Origin of the sequence: Variovorax glucosi (assembly GCF_051216695.1) — a bacterium.
Classification (GTDB): Bacteria; Pseudomonadota; Gammaproteobacteria; order Burkholderiales; family Burkholderiaceae_C; genus Variovorax.
Genome location: NZ_JBPJZE010000005.1, coordinates 41,016 through 61,488 on the forward strand (window position 1 = coordinate 41,016; position 20,473 = coordinate 61,488).

General features: G+C 60.5%; 18 protein-coding genes and 1 pseudogene. 9 read left to right on the forward strand and 10 right to left on the reverse strand.

Features of this window, described 5'->3' with window-relative positions:
- Positions 1-463: 463 nt before the first annotated feature.
- The 7 genes and pseudogenes from ACSFA3_RS21015 to traJ all read right to left on the reverse strand — a co-directional run.
- Positions 464-2,854 (reverse strand): annotated as a pseudogene (locus ACSFA3_RS21015) (zincin-like metallopeptidase domain-containing protein); the annotation flags it as partial.
- Positions 2,855-2,857: 3 nt separating this feature from the next.
- Positions 2,858-3,079, reverse strand: coding sequence for a hypothetical protein (locus tag ACSFA3_RS21020; protein WP_435507445.1), 222 nt, complete (start codon positions 3,077-3,079; stop codon positions 2,858-2,860).
- 89 nt (positions 3,080-3,168) lie between these two features.
- The gene (locus ACSFA3_RS21025) at positions 3,169-5,394 is read right to left on the reverse strand and encodes a DNA topoisomerase III (RefSeq protein ID WP_435507446.1); all 2,226 of its coding nucleotides are present in this window, start codon (positions 5,392-5,394) and stop codon (positions 3,169-3,171) included.
- A 2-nt stretch (positions 5,395-5,396) separates the two neighbouring features.
- Positions 5,397-5,990, reverse strand: a complete 594-nt coding sequence (gene traF / locus ACSFA3_RS21030) for a conjugative transfer signal peptidase TraF (RefSeq protein ID WP_435507447.1) — start codon at positions 5,988-5,990, stop codon at positions 5,397-5,399.
- Positions 5,987-7,864 carry a type IV secretory system conjugative DNA transfer family protein gene (locus ACSFA3_RS21035; protein ID WP_435507448.1) on the reverse strand — a complete coding sequence of 626 codons (1,878 nt, stop codon included), beginning with the start codon at positions 7,862-7,864 and terminating at the stop codon, positions 5,987-5,989. Before ACSFA3_RS21035 ends, traF begins: the two co-directional genes overlap by 4 nt.
- The gene (gene traI, locus ACSFA3_RS21040) at positions 7,861-10,248 is read right to left on the reverse strand and encodes a TraI/MobA(P) family conjugative relaxase (protein WP_435507449.1); all 2,388 of its coding nucleotides are present in this window, start codon (positions 10,246-10,248) and stop codon (positions 7,861-7,863) included. The genes ACSFA3_RS21035 and traI overlap by 4 nt, the downstream gene beginning before the upstream one ends.
- A gap of 31 nt (positions 10,249-10,279) precedes the next feature.
- Positions 10,280-10,651, reverse strand: coding sequence for a conjugal transfer transcriptional regulator TraJ (gene traJ, locus ACSFA3_RS21045; protein ID WP_435507450.1), 372 nt, complete (start codon positions 10,649-10,651; stop codon positions 10,280-10,282).
- A 358-nt stretch (positions 10,652-11,009) separates the two neighbouring features.
- Between traJ and ACSFA3_RS21050 the strand changes: the two genes are divergently transcribed.
- From ACSFA3_RS21050 to ACSFA3_RS21060, 3 genes are read left to right on the forward strand one after another with little or no spacing between them, the layout of a single operon-like run.
- Positions 11,010-11,480: a TraK family protein gene (locus ACSFA3_RS21050; RefSeq protein WP_435507451.1), complete on the forward strand. Its 471-nt coding sequence runs from the start codon at positions 11,010-11,012 to the stop codon at positions 11,478-11,480.
- The gene (locus ACSFA3_RS21055; RefSeq protein ID WP_435507452.1) at positions 11,480-12,205 is read left to right on the forward strand and encodes a nucleotide-binding protein; all 726 of its coding nucleotides are present in this window, start codon (positions 11,480-11,482) and stop codon (positions 12,203-12,205) included. Before ACSFA3_RS21050 ends, ACSFA3_RS21055 begins: the two co-directional genes overlap by 1 nt.
- Positions 12,205-12,648: a conjugal transfer protein TraM gene (locus ACSFA3_RS21060; protein WP_435507453.1), complete on the forward strand. Its 444-nt coding sequence runs from the start codon at positions 12,205-12,207 to the stop codon at positions 12,646-12,648. Before ACSFA3_RS21055 ends, ACSFA3_RS21060 begins: the two co-directional genes overlap by 1 nt.
- A gap of 39 nt (positions 12,649-12,687) precedes the next feature.
- On the opposite strand, the gene ACSFA3_RS21065 is transcribed toward ACSFA3_RS21060, so the two are convergent.
- The 3 genes from ACSFA3_RS21065 to kleE all read right to left on the reverse strand — a co-directional run bounded on the left by ACSFA3_RS21065 (position 12,688) and on the right by kleE (position 14,669).
- Positions 12,688-13,035 (reverse strand): KfrB domain-containing protein, encoded by a 348-nt coding sequence (locus tag ACSFA3_RS21065; RefSeq protein WP_435507454.1) that lies wholly within the window; start codon positions 13,033-13,035, stop codon positions 12,688-12,690.
- A 202-nt stretch (positions 13,036-13,237) separates the two neighbouring features.
- Positions 13,238-14,281, reverse strand: a complete 1,044-nt coding sequence (locus tag ACSFA3_RS21070) for a ParB/RepB/Spo0J family partition protein (RefSeq protein ID WP_435507455.1) — start codon at positions 14,279-14,281, stop codon at positions 13,238-13,240.
- Between the two features lie 121 nt (positions 14,282-14,402).
- Positions 14,403-14,669: a KleE stable inheritance protein gene (gene kleE / locus ACSFA3_RS21075; protein ID WP_435507456.1), complete on the reverse strand. Its 267-nt coding sequence runs from the start codon at positions 14,667-14,669 to the stop codon at positions 14,403-14,405.
- Between the two features lie 175 nt (positions 14,670-14,844).
- On the opposite strand from kleE, the gene ACSFA3_RS21080 reads away from it, so the two are divergent.
- From ACSFA3_RS21080 to ACSFA3_RS21105, 6 genes are all read left to right on the forward strand, one after another.
- Positions 14,845-15,210 (forward strand): transcriptional regulator, encoded by a 366-nt coding sequence (locus ACSFA3_RS21080; RefSeq protein ID WP_435507457.1) that lies wholly within the window; start codon positions 14,845-14,847, stop codon positions 15,208-15,210.
- Positions 15,211-15,385: 175 nt separating this feature from the next.
- Positions 15,386-16,351 (forward strand): P-type conjugative transfer ATPase TrbB, encoded by a 966-nt coding sequence (gene trbB / locus ACSFA3_RS21085; protein WP_435507458.1) that lies wholly within the window; start codon positions 15,386-15,388, stop codon positions 16,349-16,351.
- A 21-nt stretch (positions 16,352-16,372) separates the two neighbouring features.
- Positions 16,373-16,807 (forward strand): TrbC/VirB2 family protein, encoded by a 435-nt coding sequence (locus ACSFA3_RS21090; protein WP_435507459.1) that lies wholly within the window; start codon positions 16,373-16,375, stop codon positions 16,805-16,807.
- 2 nt (positions 16,808-16,809) lie between these two features.
- Complete coding sequence (locus tag ACSFA3_RS21095) at positions 16,810-17,121, forward strand: conjugal transfer protein TrbD (RefSeq protein WP_435507460.1); 312 nt, start codon at positions 16,810-16,812, stop codon at positions 17,119-17,121.
- The gene (locus tag ACSFA3_RS21100; RefSeq protein ID WP_435507461.1) at positions 17,118-19,691 is read left to right on the forward strand and encodes a VirB4 family type IV secretion/conjugal transfer ATPase; all 2,574 of its coding nucleotides are present in this window, start codon (positions 17,118-17,120) and stop codon (positions 19,689-19,691) included. The genes ACSFA3_RS21095 and ACSFA3_RS21100 overlap by 4 nt, the downstream gene beginning before the upstream one ends.
- Entirely contained in the window at positions 19,688-20,464 is a 777-nt protein-coding gene (locus tag ACSFA3_RS21105; protein ID WP_435507462.1) for a VirB8/TrbF family protein, read from the forward strand. The genes ACSFA3_RS21100 and ACSFA3_RS21105 overlap by 4 nt, the downstream gene beginning before the upstream one ends.
- Positions 20,465-20,473: the final 9 nt, after the last annotated feature.

Below are 20,473 nucleotides of genomic sequence, written 5' to 3' on the forward strand. Positions count from 1 at the left end.
ATTTTTCGATGGCAGTGTGTACTGCGGCCGACTGATCAACGAGCGAAGGTCGATCGAGTCGCGTTACTCAAACTGGTAGTGGCAGCCACCAGAGGTGATCAATCCTGACCAGCAGCGCACGCTCGCTATCAATTCCGCCTTGCGCGCGAATCAGTTCGCACTGCACTGACAACATGGAACTAAGCCACCAATTCTTAAACGGACGGCCTTGTGCACTAAAGATGGCGGGCTTGAGAAATGGATCGCTTCGACCTGCCAGAAGGATTCGTACGAGCTCGGCCAGCAGGTGACCAAGTTGGTTGCGTCACGGTCGCAGGCCCCGCCGCGGTAACTGTGTTTGCACCAGTCGCTGCTCCTCTCGCACCTGAGTGCCAATCGCATGTTTGTCCATGGCGGCCTGGACCGCGAATCGCACCTGACGCTCGACCCCTCCGTGTCCGAGCACGCTTTTCGTCGCAAGGTCGTTGAAGTCTGTGAAAGCCTTCGGTTGGGCTTCCCGCTCACCAGGCGCAAAGATCGGCAGGAAGCTCACTGCGCCGACTGCCAGGGCTGCCTGCTCCATCTTCTCGCGCCCTGGATTCTTGCCCAAGGTTTCCAACAGGTGTTGATCGTCGTCTCCAGCGATGACCATGGGCTTGTCAGGAAACCTGGCCTTCAGCGCATTAGCTACAGCTGTCAGGTTGCCTGAGTCAAACGCAGCCACCGTCGCAAACCCCAAGGCCTCGGACAACGTCGCCGCCGTTGCGTAGCCCTCCCCGATCACGATGGCAGGCGCACTGGCCAGCGCATCGAGCCCACCCACCGCATGGAAGCAACCCTCCTTGCGGCCGTCCTTGGCAAAGCGCTTCGTGCCGTCCTCTTGGATGTACTGCATCGACCAAAGCTTGTTGTCGGCATCGATCGCAGGAATGAAGGTGGTCTTCTGCTCAAAATCGGTGAAGGCACCGGCATGGACCTTGACGCCTTTGGCATTTAGGTACGGTGTTTGTTTCGACAAAGGCTGCAGGGCGTCGAGCTGCGCTGCCAAGCGAGCTGCGGCTTGCTCATGCTGGACGGCCAACGTCACAGCGCGTTCGGCCAAGTTGGCAGCGGCCTTGGCCTGCAAGGCGGCCTTTTGCGCGGCAGAAAGCGCGTAACCCTTGCTCTTCCACTTCTCGTCTACGCCGGTCTTGTGGTTGATGATCCGGCCTGCCGGATGACCATCGCCGAAGAGCACATAGAAACCGTCGACAGCACCCTGTTTGCCGCCCACGACTGGCACGCGATGCTTGGTGCCATCCATGATGGGATGTTCGCCTTCGACCAACAGACCATACTCGCGCATGACCTGCGCAAACTCTTCGCGCGGATGCATGGCTGGCTCCTGCTCGGCGGGAAGCGCATTCGGAGCCCAGCGTTTCAGCGGTGTGGGATCGGCTTGCGGACCGACGTACCAGGATTTCAGTACCTTGTCCCACACGGCACCAGCGGCCTTCGCTGCCTCACGATCTTCATAGGGCACCGCGAGGTACTGCCGGGCTTCCCGTCCACGCAGCTCGGAAAGCGTCGCGTCCGCTGGCATCGGTTCTTGAAGCTTCTGCAAAACCGGTTCAAGCGGTATAGAAACCCATTGAGCAAAAGGCGCCACTTCGAGTCCAGCGGGTACGAACCAGGCTTGCGCCTGGCGGTCCCACTTCGCACCCAACGCCTTGGCTTCGTTCTTGTCTGTGTAGGAAACGTTCAGGTAGGTGGATTTCTCGTCCTCGGCGCTTCGGACAAATGGCTTGTTCGCAAGTGAGAGCGCATCTTGACTTTCATCCGCCGAGGTCTGCAACGACTGGCCTAGCCCGTCTGCGTCATCGGCAAACAGTTCTGAGCGCATGACGACGTGGACGTCGTCCGGACTTTGGGCAGGCGTTGCGCCGACTTCGATTTGCTGCGCGCTGACCTGCTGGTGAACCTGCTCGAACGACATGACGAACCTCTGTATCTTCTCTGCATCGGCGGCTGCGCGCACGATCTCCAACGGATCGTTTTCGAGCACCTGAATCCATGACTTCACATATGCGGCATGCTGGCCCGGGTCGTGGCCAATGCCCAATTCGTCGCCAAGGATCATGCTGGCGATCTCGGCACGGAGTTCCTCTTTGGCATACGCCTCGCTGCCAAACGGATGGGATAGATCACGCCCCATTCGTGAGGTGTGTCCCGTCCAGTGACCAAGTTCGTGCAGCGCCGTGGCGTAGTAGTTGTCGGCGCTCGAAAATTGACCCGGCTGCGGCAGGTGAATGGTGTCGGTGGTCGTCCGGTAAAAAGCGCGGTTGCCGTTCTCGTGCCGAATCGTGGCGCCGGAGGCCGCTAGGATGGCTTCCGCACGCTCAACAGCATTCCAGCGTGGCTCGGTGGCCTCCAACTGCTGCACTGGCAGCAGGCCGTCGATCTGCGCGGCGTTGAACACCGTGGCATGGAACACCCGCGGCCGCTCGAGCTTCACCCGCAGCATTTCTGGCTCACCCTGTGCGTTGTGCATAGGTCGGCCCTGCGCATCGCGTTTGGGCTGTTTGTCCTCGAACTTCCAATACTGGATCGGCGTGCCGCGCTCGCCCTTGCGCACCTGGGCGCCGATGGCCTCGGCCTGCCGATAGGTCAACCAGCGCAAATCGTCGTGGCCCTGCGCCATCAGGAAAATCGCATTGATGCCCTTGTAGCGATGGCCCGTCGTCGGATTCATCGGGAAGGCGGCTGCAGCTCGCCCGGGTTCCCAAGGCCGTTGCCAGGGTGCGGTGCCCTGTTTCAACTGTTCGATCAGCTTCTCAGCAACGAGCTCGTGAAACGGCTTCTTGGGCTGCTCGCTTTTCTGTTTTGCTCGGACCATCGTTCACGCTCCTTGCCTGGCGTGGAAAGCCCAGGCACCCTCGAGGTCGGTCGCGCTTTCGACAGCATCGGCCTCGCTCAGCGCGTCCTCAACGAACGCACCGGCCCGTTGCGCTTCGTCGGGATCTAACTCAGCGGCGAAGCCGGGCACAGCAGCGTCATAGAGCTTGTCTCGCAACGCGGCGCGGGCGTTATCAGAGGCGAGGTCGAGGGTTGGTTTGGTCATCAGCGGTTTGCCACCTGAAGGCATAGGAAGAGAAGGAGAAAAGAAAATGTTGAGCGCAAAGCAATGCGCAGAGTCGAAGCGTTCAGCGGCTATGCCGCCGCCTTCCCGCTGCCGTAGTCAGGCTGGCCGTCGGCATCGCCATAGGCCTGCTTGCAGGTCGGAAAGCCGCTGCACCCCCACCAGCGCCGTGCGACTTTCTCTCTGGGCTTTTTCGGTGCGGTGCGTTGAACCAGGCCGTGGCCGCAGCCTTGGCACTGGTGCACAGCCGACACGGCCGCCTGCATCTTCGCGACCGGCTTGCCTGCCTTGTCGGGCATGGTGTGCTTGCAGGCGTCGCGGTCGATGCATGACCAGAAAAACCCATTAGCGCCTTGAATCCTTCGCAAGGTCTTGCCGCACTGAGGGCATGGCACGGCGCCAGCGCCGGCCATCGTCACCGCGCCGTCGTTGGCCCTTGCCACCTGATCGCGGATGAAATGCTCCTGCTTGGCAAGAAAGGCCTGAGGATCGCCCTGCCCCAACTCGATGTCCTTGAGCATCCGCTCATAGATCGCCGTCAGGAGCGGGTTGCGGACCACCTCGGGCAAGGCGTCGATCAGGCTGCGGCCAAGCGCCGTGCTGCAGATGTACTTGCCTTTGGCTTCCAGAAAATTCCGCCGGCGCAGCTCCGACACGATGGACGCCCGTGTGGCCGAGGTGCCGATGCCGTCGCCCTCCCGTAGCATCTTGCGGTGCGCCGGGTCGGTGACAAAGCGGTGGATGTTCTCCATGGCCTTGCCCAGCGTGCCTTCGGTGAAACGTGCCGGCGGCTTCGTCGTCACATCCTTGCGGTCAAGGCGAACGCACGCGGCGCGGTCGCCCCGCCGCATGGCGGGCAGGTGCTGAGCGTCGTCGTCAAGCTCATCGTGTGCCGCCGCACCCTTCGCTTCATTCTCATGAACCACGGCTTCGCCCGCGTACAACGTCTTCCACCCGACCTGGGTCACGACGCGGCCGGCGGCCGCGAACGTGTCCTCAGCCACCCGCACCTCGACCTTTGTCCCCAAATACTCGTGCAGCGGATAGAACTGCGCCAGATATGCCCGCACGATCAGCTGGTAGATCTGCCGCGCCTCCACCGTCAGCGCATTGACACTGCCTTCGTGCAGTGTCGGGATGATTCCGTGATGCGCCGTGATCTTCTTGTCGTTCCATGTCGCTGATCGGATATGGGGATCCGCACCGTCGATTTGCGGACCCAGCTCGGGGTGGACTTTGCGCAATGCGGACAAGATCCGCGGGGCATCGGCATGCTGCGATTCCGGCAGGTAGCCGCAGTCGGTTCGCGGATAGCTGGTGAGCTTGTGCGTCTCATAGAGTGACTGGCAGACCTTGAGCACCGTCTCAGCGCTGTACCCAAATCTGTTGGACGCCAAAAGAGTGACATCGGACAACGCCAGTGCCTTGGGATGGGCTTCCTGCTGTGTTGATTGCTCGTAGGAAGCGACGGTGCCGGCGCGTCCGACGACCGCATGCCCGAGCGCGATCGCCACTTCGGTGTCAATCAGGCGGCCCTCTGCATCCAGCCCGGCCTGGTCTTCCGTGGGCCGCCACGCCGCGCGAAAGCTGCCATTCGCATGTTGGATCTGCGCTGTGAGCGTGTGAAATGCCTTGGGCTTGAAGCCCTCGATCTCGCGATCCCGCGCCACCACCAGACCCAGTGTCGGCGTCTGCACGCGGCCGATGGTCAGCAGCGCCTGCGATCCACCGCGCCGAGCGCGCAAGGTATAGGCCCGGCTCAGGTTCATACCAATGAGCCAGTCCGCCCGGCTGCGCTGCTGGGCCGCGGCGCCGAAGCCCGCAAACTGCGCGTTATCCCTGAGCGATTGGAGTCCGCGCTGCACGGACACGGCGTCCTGCGCCGAAACCCAGAACCGCTGAACCGGTAGCCGGCAACCGAAATGTTCCAACACCTCGTCGACCAACAGTTGCCCTTCCCGGTCCGGATCGCCGGCGTGGACGATCTCGCTGGCGCCTTTTAGCAACCGCCCGATAACCGCAAGTTGCGCCTTGGCATCGGCACGTGGGCGGAGCTGCCAATCTTTGGGAATGATCGGCAGGTCTTCGGACCGCCAAAGCTTCTTGCCCGTGACCACACTGGCCGGCACATCCGCAGACAGGTAAGCATCGGGCTCGGCCTGCTCAAGCATGTGCCCAAAGCACCAGGTCACGCGCGACGCGCCACAGTCGATGTAGCCCTCTCCCCGTCCGGTGATGCCCAGCTCGGCTGCAATCGCTTTTGCCACAGACGGCTTCTCCGCAATGAACAGGCGCATGGTCAGTTGACCTCCGATGAGGTCGGCGTCGAGAACTCCGTGATCTCCGTGGTGGTCAACCAGGTGTACAGGGGTTCGATCACGGCCTCGACCTGGCGCTGGTTGATAGGCCCGAAGTAGCGGCCATCGAAGGAAATCGAACTGACGTCAGACATGAGCATCACTTCGGACGCCGCCAGCACGCGGTCCTGCGCATAGCGAGGCATCGGTCGGCCGCTGCCGTCCACGTGCATCGGTTCGCTCAAGCGCATCCGTTCGCCATTGATGCGAACGCCTTCAGGCGTCACTTTGACCCGGTCGCCAGGGACGGCCAGCACCCGTTTGAGAAGCGGCATGTAGCCACCTGGACAGAAGCCTGCATGCAGGTAACCACGGCGTGCGGCCTCGTCGAACAAGGCAGAGGGCGGCGGACAGAACTTGACGTACACGCCTCTGGCGACTGGCGCTTCGATGGTCCGATACAAGCCCAGCGGCAGGCTGGCCGTGGTGTTGATCACCACGCCAGACAAGTGCGCCGAAATGGCCATCGCAGCCAACACGCTCATGACACCGACAGTACCCAGGGCCGCGCGCCTGGCGATGCGCCGTAAGGTCATATCTTGACCTTCTCGAGCATGTTGGATCCGGCAGTCGCCGCCGGCGACACGGCCATGAGATCGCTGAATTCAGGCGCCGGCACCGATGCGCGCGCTTGGAAGGTCGGGTCCTGGAAGTAAAGCGGCTGCTTTCCGTAGATCGCCGGATAGCCCGCCACATAGATCACCATGTCCCCCGCCTGATCAATGTCGCCCCGTGCGTTTTTCTTCGGTCCCGGCATGCGCAGGCATTCGTCCACCGTCAGTAGCGGCCGCTGGACCTCCTGCGTGGTGCGTGAGACCTGACCCAGCAGCACGCTCGCGCGTCTGCCGCTGGTGGTGATCTGCTCCTTCACGACGGTGGTCTGCCCAGTCAGCTTGGACAGATGCTCGGCCGTCTCGATCCGGTTGGGCGGATAGGCATTCTGGACATGACAGTTCGATGTGATCGTCTCGTCCGGGCCATAACCCGTCTCACGGCTCTTGAGCTGGTTAATGTCCTGGCAGATCAGGTAGAGCTTGATGCCGTAGCCCGCAACGAAGGCCAGCGACTCCTGCAGGATCTCCAACTTGCCCAAGCTCGGGAACTCGTCGAGCATGCCCAGCAAGCGGTGCTTGTAATGCGCCTTGGGCCGGCCGTGCTCGAAGTCCATTTTGTCGGCGAGCAGGCGCACGATCATGTTGATCAACACACGCACCAGCGGGCGCAGGCGCGCTTTGTCGTTGGGCTGCGTCACGATGTACAAGCTCACCGGGCTGTCGGCATGCATCAGATCGCGCACGCGAAACGTCGAGGCGGCAACATTGGCCGCCACCACCGGGTCGCGATACAGGGCCAAGTACGACTTGACGGTGGACAGGACCGAGCCCGCCTCTTCGTCCGGCCGGTCGACCATGTCGCGCGCCGCCGCGGCAACCACGGGATGCGGCTCGTCGCCCAGGTGTGGATGCACACGCATCTCGACCCACAGTTCGGCGATTTCGCGCTCCGGGTCGGCGAGCATCGCGTCAATGGACGGCAAGCTCGCCGATACTCCGTCCGTGCGGGCCATGTAGAGCGCATGCAGGATGAGTCCGACCAGCAGCGCCTGAGCGGTCTTCTGCCAGTGGCTCTCCAGGCCCTTGCCATCCGGATCCACGACCAGCGTCGCGAGGTTCTGCACATCGCCAATTTCGTTCCCGGTGCCCAAGCGAATTTCGTCAAGCGGATTCCACCGCGCGCTGCCCTGGGACGACGCCGGCTCGAAGCGCAACACCTTGTTCTTCGCGTGCTGCTGCCGCCAGCCGGCCGTCAGCGCCCAGAGCTCACCTTTGAGATCGGTGATGACGGCGCTGTGTTTCCAGGACAGCAGGGTCGGAACCACCAGGCCGACACCTTTGCCGGAGCGCGTAGGCGCGTAGGTCAGGATGTGTTCGGGACCGGCATGGCGCAGGTAGTGAACAGCGCCTTGCTTGTCGGTCCACGCGCCGACGTAGACACCGTCATCGTTGCCGAGCAGGCCGGAAGCTTGGATGTCTTTCTGGTTCGCCCAGCGTGCCGAGCCGTGGAGGTATTCGCTGGCGCGTGACGTGTTGCCCATGATGGACTTCACAGCCAGCAACCCCAGTAGACCGACTGCGCTGGTAATCACCCCAATGCCACCGGACAGCGTCAAGGCATCAGGGTAGACGGCATGCCATTTCGAAGCCCAGGTCAGGATTGACCACGGCGGGTAGACACCATGAAGTTGGGCACCCAGCGTGGCGTGGTACTTGAACGCATGTGCGAAATGCTGGGTAGCGGCTGAAAGCGATCCGCCCAGGGTCAAAACCGCAAGCACCGGAATGAGCTTTCCGGACTTACGGTCGTTTCGTCGTACTTGCGGCCCGACTGCGTTGTCGTAGCGTTCGCTCATTGGGAGCGTCCTTTCTTTGGCGTCATCGTCCGGCGGGTCTGGGCCTTGAACGTGTAGGTGGGAGCATCGACAGAATCCTTCTGACCGCCGATCGACGGCTTCTGATCTCGCGTGTGGACCGACACGGCATCGCCGATGCGCAGGCGCTTCAGCTTGAGGGCGGTGGCTGCGTCCACAGTCAGCACATCAACCTTGTCGTCGCGCTTCAGGAGAGCCAGCAACTGGCCGTCGATGCTGCGCGTGCCAGCGTATGTGCCGATGCTTTCATCCACATCAGTATAACGCTCGTATTTCGGTATGTCGTTTATCAAACTGCGCTTTGAGTTTCGTTCCGCAATGAATTTTGCGATTGCATCTTCAGCCGCGATTACTCTTGCTGCCCCAGAAACAGGCCGTCGCAGTGCGTGATCTGATTGGGCATCTGGCTGCTCCAGGCGACCAGGTACATCACCCGGCAATAGCACTTCACCTCCGCGGGCGAGCTGAACCAAACCGAGTTGGGACAGGTTTCGCAGGCGGTTTTTTGCTGCGGGTGGCGGCTCGCCTCCAGGGCGCCCAATGTCGGGCTTGCGACGCTGGGCGGACCGACAGGAGTCAGTTGCGACTGAGCCAACTGCGGAGGACTTGTTTCCGGCGAGTTGGGCGGCAACGTCAACCCTGGGTCGTCGAAATGCGGCTGCCGTTCTGGCGTCAGGGTATCGGGCGGGATCAACGTGGGCAGCGCTTGGTTCAGCAAAGCCAACGCCTCCTGCATGAGTTCGTCGTCGGTCGGAGTGGACATGGTTCGGCTTTCTTGGGAGGTTGGAAGTCAGGACCAAGCGGCGCTGCTCCAGGACAGGGTCGGAGAACGTAAGAGGTAATGCAGCCGCGGCAGCAGCAGCAATCACCCGGCCTTTGAAGTCGTCCGTACCCGCGACGGTGATGCTTCTGCCGTAACGTTGAATCGCCATGCGCAGGGCGGCATCCAGGCCTCGCCAGTCCGCGCCGCGCGATATTTGAAGACGCTCACCGTCGTCGCGGATGGCAGAAATGCCCTGGCGATAGATCAGCGTGCCTTTTTTTGTGACATGGTCATGCGTGGGCAGCGGCATGGGCAGATCACCTCTTTGACCCTTGCCCATGAGGACGTTGCCCATGAGACCCTCGCGACCCGATGGCGCACGCAGCGCTTGAAGCGCTACAGCATCGCCTTTGATCGCCCTGGCCTGGAGCCAGTCCGCCCAGGCACGGCGCACGTACTGCTGTTGCAGCACCTGACGCTCCCGTGCGTGTTGTTCGCGCGCTTTGGCCAGATCGGTTTTCATGGCTCGACTGGCCAGGCTGTAGAGCACCTTCCTGGCGATCCGGTCACCGCCAATCAGACGGATGGCGTTTCGCCGAACTTGGCTCGAGACCTTTATGGCTTCCAGTTGAACGTGTTGGCGCTGACGAAGCGTTCGGCTCTCTGCAGTTTGCGCAGCTGATACGGCCTGCCGTTCCTGTAGATACGCGGCATAGAGCCCGGACGTATCGATCCTTGAGGGGATCGGCTTCTTGTCGTACCGGCCGTTCGGGCGTGAAAGGCTTGGAAAGCTCGATGGCTCTGCGGTGTGGGGTTGAGGTTCTGCCGGCGTTTGCAAGGTAGGTTCGTATGGACCCAACCGCTTTTCTAGCTGCGCTTTTGCCAACGACCGGTCGATGGAACTTGCCTTAGCCTGGATGCCAGAGTCATCCGCAACGACGAAGCCATTGCCCCGTTCCCTGAGTTGCAGGCCGTGCTCGCCCAAGGTCTCGTGCAAAGCAGCCCAACTCGACACCGCAGTGATGCGGTCGAGACACTCTGCTTGGACCCAGCCAATCAAGCTCTGCACCCCGGAGCGGCGCTCGATATCGGCCACGGCGTTCTCCGGTCCTAACTTCTGCGCCTGATGGTTGTCCTTCTGCAAACCATGCTCGATCTCCAAGCGCTCAGAAATTCTCGCGAGCTTCCAGTACGCATTGAAGGGCGTGTGGACCGTATAGCGAGTCGGATGGATCTTGTTGATCGCGATGTGGACGTGCAGGTTGTCGGTATCGCCATGCACGGCGCTCACACGCTGGTGATCCCCGTAGCCCAAACCCCTACAAACCTGATCCTCGATCGTGCGCAGCATCTCGTTGGAGGGTTGCTCCTCCGCGCGGAAAGAGACGATCAGGTGATAGGTCTTGTCGTCCGTGGAACGTGTGTTGCAGCTTTGAACTGCCTGGATCTCTGCAAGGGCATCCTCCAGCACTTCGCAGTGGCAGCTGGTAATTGACACCCCTCCGATGCGCACAGTGTTCTGTTGTGTGTCGGTCATGTAGCGAACCAGGTCCAAAAAACTGCTTTTTCGGACCGTCCGCGTGGCGACGTGTTTGACGATCAAGTCAACGCCCCGATTTGAGCGGCTAAATTCCTCACGCGCGCACGAGCATCTTCATGAGGGATGAAACCTTGGTCTGGTTTTGCTCAAGGGCATTCAAGGTTGCCAGTACCAGTCGGCGCTGCTCGACCAGATTGAAGCCTTGCAGGCGCTTGTCGTTGCTCAACCAGAGCTTGAGCAAGCCTCCAAGGCGCCCGAGGTCGCCGTTGATCTTGGCGAGCTCCGCGACACGCTCGAAGTCCAGCACGCTTTTCACCTGGTATCCCAATCCCACCTTGCGCAGATAAGCGGATGTGCTGTTGCCCGTCGTGCGAGCCATCTCGTCGATGCCTCGCTTTTCTTCAGGCGTGACCCGCACCACGATGGGCGTGCTGCCCTTGCGAGTTGGTTTCTTCACTTCAGTCATGACGTTTTTCCAGATGCGGTAGCAGATGAGGCCTCACAGGGCAGCGTGAACGTTGAGCACCGCAGGTGCGAATAAGGCAGAGCGAAGTGCTAGGACCGGCTCCGCCGGTGCTAGCACTTCGCCTATCCTGCCCCGCTTCACGGGTTCATCACACCATGAAATGGTACCACTGTGCATCGATTTATCGTTCAATTAATCGCTATTTCCGATACGATTGCAAAATCGTAAACACGTATATGCCGAAATTTAAGCGATCGGGTATCAATCGTGTGCCAGTCGGCATTCGGTCGACATCCAGCCAGCACTCGACCAGTCATGGATCGGCATTCGATGGAAAACAAATGGACGAAGAATCGACATGACCAAGAACTACACCGACCAGTTGGCCCAGTGGGCAACGAAGCGTCAGGGAAGGGCACGCGAGAGGAACCTGGTGGTTTTTCACGCCCTGCAGGACGATGTCCGGGCGGCGCTCGACGCCGGCTTTTCATCCAAAACGATCTGGGCCCATATGCAAGAGCAGGGCCGAATCGACTTTGGCTACGAGACCTTTCTGGACTACGTCAACCGAGTGATCAAGACAGCGCGAATGGCCAAACCAGGATTCCGGTCTGGCGCGGATGTCGTAGCAGGTGCAGAGAGGGCTGACGACAGCCAGAAGGAGCGCCTGGCAGCCAAATCAAGTACCGAACCACCCATGGCGAGACCGCTACACGCGCCATCACCAGTCACTCCCGCCGCACCCCCCTCCCCTCAACTTCAACCTCGGCGTACCAGCATGCCTACCTTCAAGTTCAACCCCATTCCTCAACGCGAGGACAACGTCTGATGGCCCGCATTCACATGCTTCTTCAGGGCAAGGGCGGCGTCGGGAAGTCCTTCATCGCTTCCGTGCTGGCGCAGTACAAGATAGCCAAGGGCCAAAAGCCGCTGTGCATCGATACAGATCCCGTCAACGCAACTTTCTTCGGGTTCAAGGCGCTGAAGGTCAAACGCTTGGAGCTCATGGATGGGGAGGAGATTAATCCGCGCAACTTCGATGCTTTGGTCGAGCTGGTTGCGCCGTCAAAGCACGACGTGGTGATTGACAACGGGGCGAGCTCGTTCGTTCAGCTCGCGCACTACCTGGTCACCAATGAAGTGCCACAGTTGCTGCAGAGCATGGGTCACGATCTCGTCATCCACTCGGTCATCACAGGCGGTCAGGCTTTCGAGGACACGCTGCACAACCTCAAGGAGATCGTTCCGCAGTTCCCTGCCGAGGCGGTTTTCATCGTCTGGCTGAACCCGTACTGGGGACCTATCGAATCCCAGGGTCGGGGATTCGAGCAGATGGAAGCGTATGCAGCGATGAGAGATCGCCTGAGCGCATTGGTTACTATCCCCACCCTGAAGGCTGAGACCTATGGCCGGGACCTCACCGAGCTGCTCCAGAGCCGGCAGACCTTCGACGAGGCATTAGCCAGGGACACGCTCACAATCATGACGCGCCAACGCCTGAAGATCGTGCGCGACCAGCTCTACGCCCAGCTCGACAACGCGGCCGTGTTGTGATGGCCGACGATTCGATCGACCACCTGATCCGGGAGATCGCAGCCAAGCACGGCGTCGCGGTCGGCCGTGACGATCCGATCCTCATCCTGCAAACACTTAACGCACGCCTGTTAGAGCAAGGGGCAGAGGCACAGCGTGCGATGCTTCAGACGCACAAGGAGGAACTTGAGCTCATCGCGCAGCGATGGGGCGAGGAAGCCAAAAGCAAAGCCGAGCGCATCCTGAACGCAGGTCTGGTTGCGAGCAAGGACGCAATGGCCCGGGCGATGCAGGAAGGCGCGCTGGTAGCGACGGCGTCCTTGCGCAAAGAAATGGAGTCCGCTGCAAGCGGCATCACCCACGGACTCACGCAGGTCCGCAGGTTGGCACACGTAAATCTGATTGCAGCAGCCCTGACAGTGATCGCTGCGGCGATTACGCTATTCGCCACCGTGTCGTGGTGAAAAAAGCCAGGTGCCCAGCTCGGCCAGACTTTTTCGCAGCTAAAGCGTCCGCACACGCGCCCGGGCTTGCGACGGCGCTACAACGACACGCTTTTGGGCATAGCTCAGCGCCTTGACTGCGCCCAGTTCGGGGACCCTGTCGAATTTTGCAGCTTCGTGCGTAACGATCGCCTTGCCGACTTGCTGAAAAACCTGACCAGCTTCCACGTACAAAATCACGCCGTCGTGTGTCTTGGCAGGGTCTGCGGGCACAGCCGTGTGGAGGTTGTAGATGCCCGGAGGCCGCTCCGCCGCCTTCTCGATTTTCGCGTCACGCCATTTGCTATCCGGGCCCACCACCTGCGTGATGCATTGCCGGTTCATCACGACGAGGCGCATTTTTTCCATGTCAGTTCGGTTTTCACAGATCGCCTGGAAAGACAGTCACCCGAGACGGTCGACCACGGCAAAAAGAAGCGAGTTTAGTTACACGCGCGAACGTCTTGCCATTGGTAAGCCTGTTTAGTGATGCAAAGTCCGTCTTGCACGACACCGCTGTCACGACAAGCCAATTTTTGAGAAGCTGGCCAGGCAGAACATTCCGTTCCAACTAGGCTTCCACAAATCGCTTGATCCTGAGCCGCGCGAGCTCGATCTCTGCTTCCTCTCCGTTGTCCTCGAATCGGGCCCAGCACAAACCTTCGGCTGACCAGCGGCGGCTGGTGATCAAGCGAACCGCACGGCGTTCGTAGGTACCCAGAATGAGGATTTTGCCGATCTTGTCTGAAGGGTGCGAAGTCGGCTCCCGTTCCTCTGATGCCAAGGAGGAAGCGCTGTTGTCCGTTGCGTCATCGTCTTGGTCGTCTCCGTCCTGATCGTGCGCGCCAGTGCTGCGCGGAATGTCCTCTTGGTCATCCTCCTGGCGGTTTTCTTGAAGGATGGCATGTTTGTTGCCGATATACGAACGCAGCACCTTGACCGATCCGCGCGTGACCTCCTGGTCCTCATTCGACAGCCAAGCCTCCACGTCGCCCGGGCTTTTCTTGTAAGCCTTTAGCAGCTCGTTGATCAATGTCACGTCAGTGCAGCGTCCACTATCGAACAGCGCATCGAGCGGTTCAGGAAGGTTGAGCAGCACCATGTGCTGCGAAACATATGCATCGGAAAGCCCGGAGGCCTGCGCGAGCTCGCGCTGACTCCACCCTTTTGCCTTCATCAACCGTGCGAAAGCATGCGCCTTGTCTTTGGCCGGCGTGTCGTCCCGCACCTTGTTGACAACGATCTGTTCCACAAGGGTAAATGCGTCCGTCACTACCGCGGGTACGGTTGGCCGGCCAACTTGGAGGGATGCCCGGTAGCGGCGGGCGCCATCGTTGATGATGTACCGGCCGTCAATTTTTGGGTGGCGATGAACCGAGATCGGCACCTTGACGCCGTGCGCGGAAATCGAATCGGCAAGTTCCTGCATGGCTTCCTTGCCGAAGGTCTGGCGTGGCTGCTCAGGGTCTTCATCCACAACCTCGAGCGGCAGCTCAATCGGTTCGCCCACGTTCAGTGGGTCAGTACGTCCTTTGAGGTTCCGTTGCTGCTCTTTTGCTCGCGCGCGAATTGCGCCACCGCTTCGCGTCTTCGTGGCCGCCGTATCCATATCCATTGTGAAATCTCCCATCCTCATGCACACAAGCTCGATCACGGCGCACAGGGCACCAGAAGCTCGCGATGTTAGGGGACGGCGGAGATGCGCTTAAAGGAAGTGATGCAAGCGGCGTAGTTCTTCAGTGAGTGCCACCCGGCCGTCGACGCATCGCTACAAAGTAGGTGAGTGCAGCTAGCACCGCGAAATGGCCCAAAAACGTCCAACCGGCGTAGACACCCGGTGTTTGCCAGAAGTACAGCATGCGTGCTAACTGCCAAGTCACATCGATCGCCAACAACCACCTGAGCAGGGGCCAGAGCAGGGCAACAGCGATCTGAATTTTGTCGGTCAATGCCTTCGCCTCATCAATGAAATTATATAAAAAAAATAGATTATAACGAATCATCGTATGTCAACGCAAACTTCTTGACGTTCAACGAAAAGCCTTCGGTTTTTATGATGCGGTTTAACCGGCCGTTTCTTGACTCTCATGCACCCAAGTAAAATCAGGTGGTCACCAGCAACGCACGTCATACGGGAGTGCTGGATTTTGTCGTTTTCTGCAGCCTGCCACTTACGCCGTGTACATCCAAATCTTCGAAACCAACATCCTGCGTTTGCTCGAAGAACACGGGTTGACCAAGCAGGAGCTCGCTGAAAAAGCAGACATCTCGATTTCCTTTCTTTCGGACCTGACCCACGGGAAAGCCAACCCATCGCTCAAGATCATGGAAAGCATCGCAAACGCGTTCGAAGTGCCTTTGCCATACATGTTGGAGTCGACGGAACTCACACGCGAACAGCTGGCGGAGCTTGGAGAAAATTTGGTACCTCTGAAGTCCAGTGTCCCAGCCGGCTACGAGCGCGTCTCAGCAATCCTCCCGGAGTTCCAGGCATTTCAAGTCAAGCAGTGGGCTGAAGCCGCCCTCAAACGCCTACGTCGATAGTTGACCTTGCCGAGCAGTTTTTAGCTGCTACAAAATTTCAGGGCGGATGACCTCCGGCGGAGATAACCTTTTTTATTACTGAGTCTATTTCGGCAATATTTCGCATAATTCTTCTTATTTGGTTAAGCTCGGCCGCCTCATCGGTACGGGTAAAACGAAATAGGAAGGAGGCCTCATGGGAGACCTGGCAGAAGACCCCTCGGTATTCCGTGGCCGGTTGAAGGTCAAGCTGGAACGTGACTGCGGTCCGGCTTTTATGGCTGCGATGCACGACCCGCTGACCGTTGAGGTCATGCTCAATGCAGACGGCAACCTGTGGCAGGAGCGCCTGGGCCGCGGCATGGTCCACATCGGCGAAATCAAGAGCATCCAGGCCCAGGCCATCCTGAAGTCGGTGGCCAGCTTCCACGGCCTTGTCGTCACGCGCGAATCGCCTCGGCTTGAATGCGAGTGGCCACTGGATCTGTCGCGCTTTGCTGGCCAGCTGCCGCCCGTGGTCAGGGAAGTGACCTTCGCCATCCGCAAGAAAGCCAGTGCCGTTTTCACGCTCGATCAATATGTCGAGCAAGACATCCTGACACCCGCGCATGCCGATGTGCTGCGTGAATCCGTTCGTGCGCACAAGAACATTTTGATCATCGGCGGCACGGGCAGCGGCAAGACCACACTGGTGAACGCACTCATCTTCGAGATGGTTGCCCAGAACGCCACCGAGCGTTTCGTGACCATCGAAGACACGGCCGAACTACAGTGCAGCGCGCCGAACAAAGTCCAGTACTACACCTCGGCGACGACGACCCTCACCGACTTGGTCAAGGGCACGCTGCGCATGCGTCCGGACCGAATTCTGGTGGGCGAAGTGCGCGATGGCGCCGCGCTCGACCTGCTGGATGTCTGGAACACCGGACACGAAGGCGGCGTCGCCACGCTGCATGCCAACAACGCGCGAGCCGGCCTGACCCGGCTGCGTTCCCTGATCACCCGCAACAAAGCGGCGCCGGCCGAGATCGAGCCGCTGATCAGCGAAGCAGTGCATGTGGTCGCTTACATCGCACGAACCCCCGACAAAGGCCGCCGCGTCCTTGAAATCCTTGCGATCGACGGCTACGCCAACGGTCAGTACCTCACCCGCAACCTGTAGAGACCTTTCCTCATGCCTTCCATGACTCCCCTGCCTTCGCCGTTCCTCAAATCTCCCCTCTCCCGCCCCGACCCGTTGAGCGGGACAAGCCGGCTTTCCACCATGGTGCTGTTCTTGGGCGCACTGGCGCTTCTGATGCTGCTGTCGACGCAAGCACATGCCGCTTCCGGGGCCGGCGGAGGTCTGCCTTATGAGGACTGGCTCACGCGCATACGGCAGTCGATCACCGGCCCGGTGGCCTTTGGCATCTCGGTCATTGCCATCGTGGCTGCTGGCGCGATGCTGATCTTTGGTGGCGACATGAACGGTTTCATGAAGACACTGGTTTTCATCGTTCTGGTGCTGGCCTTTGTCATCGCCGCGCAGAACACATTGAGCGCCATCACCGGTACTGGAGCGGTCATCGCTGGCTGCTTTGACGCCATGCCGACGATCCTCTCCAGCGTACGGGCCTGACCGTGGCACTGCGCACCTTGCCGATCCGGCGAGCAGGCAACCGGAGCAGCCTGTTCATGAGCGGCGATCGCGAACTCGTCATGCTCTCCGGCGTGATGGCGTTCGCGCTCATCTTCTCTGCCGCTGAACTGCGTGCGACGGTGGTCGGTGTGCTGCTGTGGTTCGCCGCCCTCTTCGTCTTTCGTTGGATGGCCAAGGTCGACCCACGCATGCGACAGGTCTATCTGCGCCATCGCCGCTACGCCGCCTATTACCCGCCGCGCGCCACGCCGTTCCGAGAGAACAGCAACGCGCAAGCCAAGCAGTACCGATGATCTACCTGCTGCCCGTCCTGATCGGCCTCGCCGGCATGTTGCTGCTGGCGATCCTGTTTGTCCGCATCCTGGACGTCAACAAAGCGCTCAGGCTGCAGCGCCACCGTGCCAAGGATGCCGGACTGGCTGACCTCCTGAACTATGCGGCCGTCGTCGACGACGGCGTGATTGTTGGCAAGAACGGATCGTTCATGGCCGCATGGAGCTATGCAGGCGACGACAACGCGTCAGCGACGGAAGAGCAACGCAACCTGGTTTCCCTACGGATCAACCAGGCTTTGGTTGGCCTGGGTAGCGGCTGGATGCTGCATGTGGACGCCGTTCGGCGTGCTGCACCCCGTTACTCGGAGCGTGGCAAGTCCCACTTTGGCGACCCGGTCACCGAAGCGATGGACGAGGAGCGCCGCCGCTTGTTCGAAGGTCTTGGCGCCATGTACGAAGGTCACTTTGTCCTGACCCTGACCTACTTCCCGCCGGTTCTGGCGCAGCGCAAATTCGTCGAACTGATGTTCCATGACGACACACCGGCTCAGAATCCGAAGGAGCTCACCCGTGGTCTGATTGAAGCTTTCAAGCGCGACGTCGCGGGCATCGAATCTCGCCTCTCATCCGCCGTAAAACTTCAGCGCCTGCGCGGCCACGCTTTGGTCGCCGAGGACGGACGCGAGACGACGCAGGACGATTTCCTGCGCTGGCTGCAGTTCTGCGTGACCGGACGCAACCACCCGGTCCAGTTGCCAGCCAATCCGATGTACATCGATGCGCTCATCGGCGGACAAGAGATGTGGACGGGCGTGGTGCCCAAGATCGGACGGCATTTTGTGCAGGTCGTCGCCATCGACGGCTTTGCAATGGATAGCCATCCCGGCATCCTGGCTGCACTGGCCGAGTTGCCAAGCGAGTACCGCTGGTCGACCCGCTTCATCTTCATGGATCTGCATGAGGCCGTGCAGCATCTCGAGAAATACCGCCGCCGCTGGAAGCAGAAGGTGCGCGGTTTCTTCGACCAGGTCTTCAACACGCACAGCACCTCGGTCGACCAAGACGCACTGTCGATGGTCCACGACGCCGAGGCTGCCATTGCCGAAGTCAACAGCGGCCAAGTTGCTCAGGGTTACTACACGAGTCTCGTGGTGCTGATGGACGAGGACCGCTCCGCGCTGGAGAAGTCGGCGTTGAAGGTGGAGAAAGCTATCAATGCCTTGGGCTTCACCGCCCGCATTGAGACGCTCAACACCGTGGACGCCTTCATGGGCAGTTTGCCGGGCCACGGCGTAGAGAACGTCCGGCGGCCACTGCTCAACACGTTGAACCTGGCCGACCTGCTGCCGACCAGCACCATCTGGGTGGGCGAGAACAAGGCGCCGTCGCCGATGTACCCGCCCGGCGCACCGCCCCTGTTGCACTGCGTGACGCATGGCGCGACACCGTTCCGTTTCAATCTGCATGTGCGAGATCTCGGCCACACCTTCATCTTCGGACCCACCGGGGCCGGCAAGTCGACCAAGCTGGGCTTGCTGGCCGCGCAACTGCGGCGCTATGCAGGCATGTCGATCTATGCCTTCGACAAAGGGCTGTCGATGTATCCGCTGGCAGCAGCCGTGCGCGCCAGCACAGCGGGCCGCAGCGGCTTGCATTTCAGCGTCGGCGCGGACGACAGCCGGCTGAACTTCGCGCCATTGCAATTCCTTGAGACCCGCGGCGATCGGGCTTGGGCGATGGACTGGATCGACACCATGCTGGCCCTGAACGGTCTGACCACCACGCCTGAGCAACGTACCGTCATTGGTCAGACGTTGCTGCAGATGTCAGAAGACAGAACCCACACGCTCTCAGGTTTCGTTGGGCTGATCCAGGACACGGCTATCCGCTCGGCCATGGAGACCTACACGGCCGACGGTGCGATGGGTCATTTGCTTGATGCAGAAGAAGACGGCCTCGCGTTCTCGGACTTCACGGTGTTCGAGATTGAGGACCTGATGAACCTTGGCGACAAGTACGCCCTGCCGGTGCTGCTGTACCTGTTCCGGCGCATCGAGAAGTCGCTCAAGGGTCAGCCCGCAGCCATCATCCTGGACGAGGCCTGGCTGATGCTGGGTCATCCGGTTTTCAGGGAAAAGATTCGCGAATGGCTCAAGGTGCTTCGCAAGGCCAATTGCATCGTCATCATGGCCACGCAAAGCCTGAGCGACGCTGCGAACTCTGGAATTCTGGATGTGATCGTCGAGTCGACAGCGACCAAGGTGTTCCTGCCCAACCCGTATGCGCGCGAAGAGATTGCCACCAAGCTGTACGCCGGCATGGGCCTCAATAAGCGCCAGATTGACATCCTGGCCGAGGCGGTGCCCAAGCGCCACTACTACTACACCTCCGAGAAGGGCCGGCGTCTGTACGACTTGGCTCTTGGACCCCTGGCGCTCGCTTTCATCGGCAGCACGGACAAGGATTCGATCGCCGCCATCAAGGCCCTAGAGATTAAGCATGGCCATGGCTGGATCGCCGAATGGCTGCGCGGCCGCGACCTGAAGCTCGACGACTACATGAACAACTATCTGGAAGCCGCGGCATGAGCCTCACCACGATTCTCAAGGGCGCCATACGCCGCAATCACACCGACTCATCTGATCCAGCGGATCCCTCCGGTCTCCTGGTCTCGAACACGCTGTCCGGTGCTGCGAGCAATCCTTATCTCAACGCTCGCCGGACATGGAACGCGCACACCGGCAGCGTTGTGTCCTCGCGCCAGATGTGGCAGATCGGCGGCCTCCTTTGCCTGCTCATCACGCTGGCGTCGGTGGGCGGCATGACCTACATCGGCGCGCAGTCCAAATTTGTGCCGTTCATGGTGCCGGTGGACAACTTGGCGCAAGCTGGCGCGCCTGTGATCCTAAATCCTGCGGCACCTACCGATGCCCGCGTCATCCACGCCACGGTGGCGAGCTTCATTGGCGACGCACGCATGGTGACGCCGGACATTGCACTGCAGCGCAAGGCGGTGTTCCGTCTGTATGCCCACATGGCGCCGAGCGATCCGTCGAACACCAAGATGACAGAGTGGCTCAACGGCTCGCCCGAAGCGAGTCCTTTCAAGCGCGCCGAGACCGAAAGCGTGAGCACTGAGGTGTTGTCGGTGATCGCCCAATCGCCCGACACCTGGCAAGTCGATTGGGCTGAGACGACGCGCGATCGCACTTCGGGCGGCGTAAAGCTGGGTCCGGTTCGCATGCGTGCGCTCGTGACGGTCTACGTCATGCCACCCAGTTCGCAAACCACCGAGGAACAGATCCGCGACAACCCGCTGCGCATTTTCGTGCGTGACTTCAACTGGTCCCGGCAGCTGTAAGGGAGCTCT

Coding starts and splice junctions, on each gene's coding strand:
- ACSFA3_RS21035 (WP_435507448.1), bottom strand. CDS start 7,864: ATGAGCGAACGCTACGACAACGCAGTCGGGCCGCAAGTACGACGAAAC.
- traF (WP_435507447.1), bottom strand. CDS start 5,990: ATGACCTTACGGCGCATCGCCAGGCGCGCGGCCCTGGGTACTGTCGGT.
- ACSFA3_RS21055 (WP_435507452.1), top strand. CDS start 11,480: ATGGCCCGCATTCACATGCTTCTTCAGGGCAAGGGCGGCGTCGGGAAG.
- trbB (WP_435507458.1), top strand. CDS start 15,386: ATGGGAGACCTGGCAGAAGACCCCTCGGTATTCCGTGGCCGGTTGAAG.
- ACSFA3_RS21025 (WP_435507446.1), bottom strand. CDS start 5,394: ATGCGCCTGTTCATTGCGGAGAAGCCGTCTGTGGCAAAAGCGATTGCA.
- ACSFA3_RS21065 (WP_435507454.1), bottom strand. CDS start 13,035: ATGGAAAAAATGCGCCTCGTCGTGATGAACCGGCAATGCATCACGCAG.
- ACSFA3_RS21100 (WP_435507461.1), top strand. CDS start 17,118: ATGATCTACCTGCTGCCCGTCCTGATCGGCCTCGCCGGCATGTTGCTG.
- ACSFA3_RS21060 (WP_435507453.1), top strand. CDS start 12,205: ATGGCCGACGATTCGATCGACCACCTGATCCGGGAGATCGCAGCCAAG.
- ACSFA3_RS21105 (WP_435507462.1), top strand. CDS start 19,688: ATGAGCCTCACCACGATTCTCAAGGGCGCCATACGCCGCAATCACACC.
- ACSFA3_RS21050 (WP_435507451.1), top strand. CDS start 11,010: ATGACCAAGAACTACACCGACCAGTTGGCCCAGTGGGCAACGAAGCGT.
- kleE (WP_435507456.1), bottom strand. CDS start 14,669: ATGATTCGTTATAATCTATTTTTTTTATATAATTTCATTGATGAGGCG.
- ACSFA3_RS21070 (WP_435507455.1), bottom strand. CDS start 14,281: ATGGATATGGATACGGCGGCCACGAAGACGCGAAGCGGTGGCGCAATT.
- traJ (WP_435507450.1), bottom strand. CDS start 10,651: ATGACTGAAGTGAAGAAACCAACTCGCAAGGGCAGCACGCCCATCGTG.
- ACSFA3_RS21020 (WP_435507445.1), bottom strand. CDS start 3,079: ATGACCAAACCAACCCTCGACCTCGCCTCTGATAACGCCCGCGCCGCG.
- ACSFA3_RS21090 (WP_435507459.1), top strand. CDS start 16,373: ATGACTCCCCTGCCTTCGCCGTTCCTCAAATCTCCCCTCTCCCGCCCC.